Here is a 2,040-nt window from a genome sequence, read left to right on the forward strand (position 1 = left end):
GATAAGAGCGATATTGACATCTCTTTGGGTATTTTCAATCACTTTTGAAGCTTCTGCTACTTTGATAGAAGACGCCAGGTGTGTGCCTGCAGTAATGATGCTTTTATAGAGGTCATCTACGATAGTGGCAATTTCAGGTGTAGACCCTGCAGTTACTTTTAATATCTTCGTGACTGTATGTTCTTTATCTCCGGGGTTGATACGTTCTGGAGAATACCCTGCATAGAAGTCTTCATTGAACTTCAATCCGCTCATCTCTTCAAGTACAGGTACGCAGACCTCTTCTGTCACACCAGGGTAGACTGTAGACTCATAGATGACGATGTCATCTTTTTTAAGGACTTTACCTACAGATTCAGAAGATTTGATGAGTGGTGTGAGGTCAGGACGGTTTGAACTGTCTATTGGTGTCGGTACTGTCACGATATAGACATTACACGAAGCAATATCATCAAGATTCGTAGAAAATGACATACCCTGAGCCAATGCTTCTTTGACCTGTGCATCACTGAGTTCAAGTGTACGGTCTAAGCCAGCGTTAAGTTCATCAATACGCCACTGAGCGATGTCAAAACCCACTACTTCATACTTTTCTGAAAAAGCGTGTGCCAAAGGCAATCCAACGTAACCCAGTCCTATCACTGCTATCTTATGTGCCACAAAATGATCCTATTGGTAAATTGAAATATTATATCTTACCTTCATTAAGTAATAGTCCTGTCAGGCCAAATTTCCTAATCTTGATAGAATTATACTAAAAAGATGTCATATAAAATGTGACATCTTTGTTATTTAGACCAATAATAATTTAATCAATTGTGATTTATTGGATAGGTTAGATTTGCTATCATAGTTTGAAAAGATGTTCTATATCATCATGTCTAGTTACTATTATGAAATGGATAAATCTATAAGTAGTATCATGTTGACAACTATAACACTATATGTTATACTGTGCTATGACTAAACAATTTGCAGATAGAGATACAGAGAGATTTTATGAAACAGGTAAAAGTAAAAAAGTACCTTCTACCATACAAAAGGTAGCACTTAGAAAACTCGACTACCTTCATGCAGCACTTGTTCTGGAAGACTTACGTGTCCCTCCGGGAAATATGCTTGAACAACTCAAAGGCAGTTTGCAGGGTAAATATTCTATTCGCATCAACAAACAATACCGTATTGTTTTTCTATTTGAAAATGGAAATGCATACGACGTAGAAATAGTAGATTACCATTAGGAGACATTATGGCAACATTACAGAGACAACCAACACATGCCGGTGAAATTCTTCGAGAAGAGTTCTTAAAACCACTTGGTATCACACAAAGCCAGTTAGCAAAGTCCCTACATACTTCATTTCGAGCTATAAATGAGCTTGTTAATGAAAAACGAGGTATAACGACAGAAATGGCACTCAAATTAGCTAAGTATTTTGGTACAACCCCACAACTATGGCTAAATATTCAAAATCAATTTGATCTATACAAAGTAAGTATCAAGAAGAAAGAGACTCTTAAAGAAATTGAAAAATTTGAGGTTGCATAGAGACTTCACTGTCGAATCATCAATCTAACAGTGAGATGATCTCTTTAGCCAACTTCCGTACATCTTTACCCTGTACACCAGAACCAAGCAATATAGCTAGTAATCCACCGGAGGTGCAAGTCGACATACTGCATTAGTCAATCTCTAAATAATCTTAATGCAACAGTTTTATTTGATAAAAAAAGGTACATCATCACCTACAGTACTCCCTATCTTCACTAGTTCATCACTGCTTAGTATGAGATTACATACTTCTTTAACTAAAAGTATAAAGGCTGCGGCATTAGAAGAAGCACTTGCTAGATCTGCCTGTGAGGGGATACCCTTGGTTACTACTACTTTATGTTCGAAAAAGAAGTCTGAAATGTCTGAGTCATGGGTATGGTCAAGAAGTGCTTTGTAGGCTTTGTAGATGGTATTTGATTCTAAAGGGATGTCATCACACCCTTCAATGGTAAAGGTTTCACATTCGTAAGGTACAAAGCTTATGG

General features: G+C 37.1%; 3 protein-coding genes and 1 pseudogene. 2 read left to right on the forward strand and 2 right to left on the reverse strand.

Features of this window, described 5'->3' with window-relative positions:
- Positions 1–660, reverse strand: a 660-nt coding sequence (locus tag WBM70_RS03305; RefSeq protein ID WP_424557085.1) for a nucleotide sugar dehydrogenase, incomplete at its 3' end; no start/stop codon positions are given.
- Between the two features lie 299 nt (positions 661–959).
- Between WBM70_RS03305 and WBM70_RS03310 the strand changes: the two genes are divergently transcribed.
- Together WBM70_RS03310 and WBM70_RS03315 are read left to right on the forward strand one after the other, a co-directional pair.
- The gene (locus WBM70_RS03310) at positions 960–1,241 is read left to right on the forward strand and encodes a type II toxin-antitoxin system RelE/ParE family toxin (protein ID WP_424557086.1); all 282 of its coding nucleotides are present in this window, start codon (positions 960–962) and stop codon (positions 1,239–1,241) included.
- Between the two features lie 8 nt (positions 1,242–1,249).
- The gene (locus tag WBM70_RS03315) at positions 1,250–1,549 is read left to right on the forward strand and encodes a HigA family addiction module antitoxin (protein ID WP_424557087.1); all 300 of its coding nucleotides are present in this window, start codon (positions 1,250–1,252) and stop codon (positions 1,547–1,549) included.
- 168 nt (positions 1,550–1,717) lie between these two features.
- On the opposite strand, the pseudogene WBM70_RS03320 reads toward WBM70_RS03315, so the two are convergent.
- A pseudogene (locus tag WBM70_RS03320) lies at positions 1,718–2,040 on the reverse strand (4-(cytidine 5'-diphospho)-2-C-methyl-D-erythritol kinase); the annotation flags it as partial.

This window comes from Sulfurovum sp. (genome assembly GCF_049668085.1).
Classification (GTDB): domain Bacteria; phylum Campylobacterota; class Campylobacteria; order Campylobacterales; family Sulfurovaceae; genus Sulfurovum.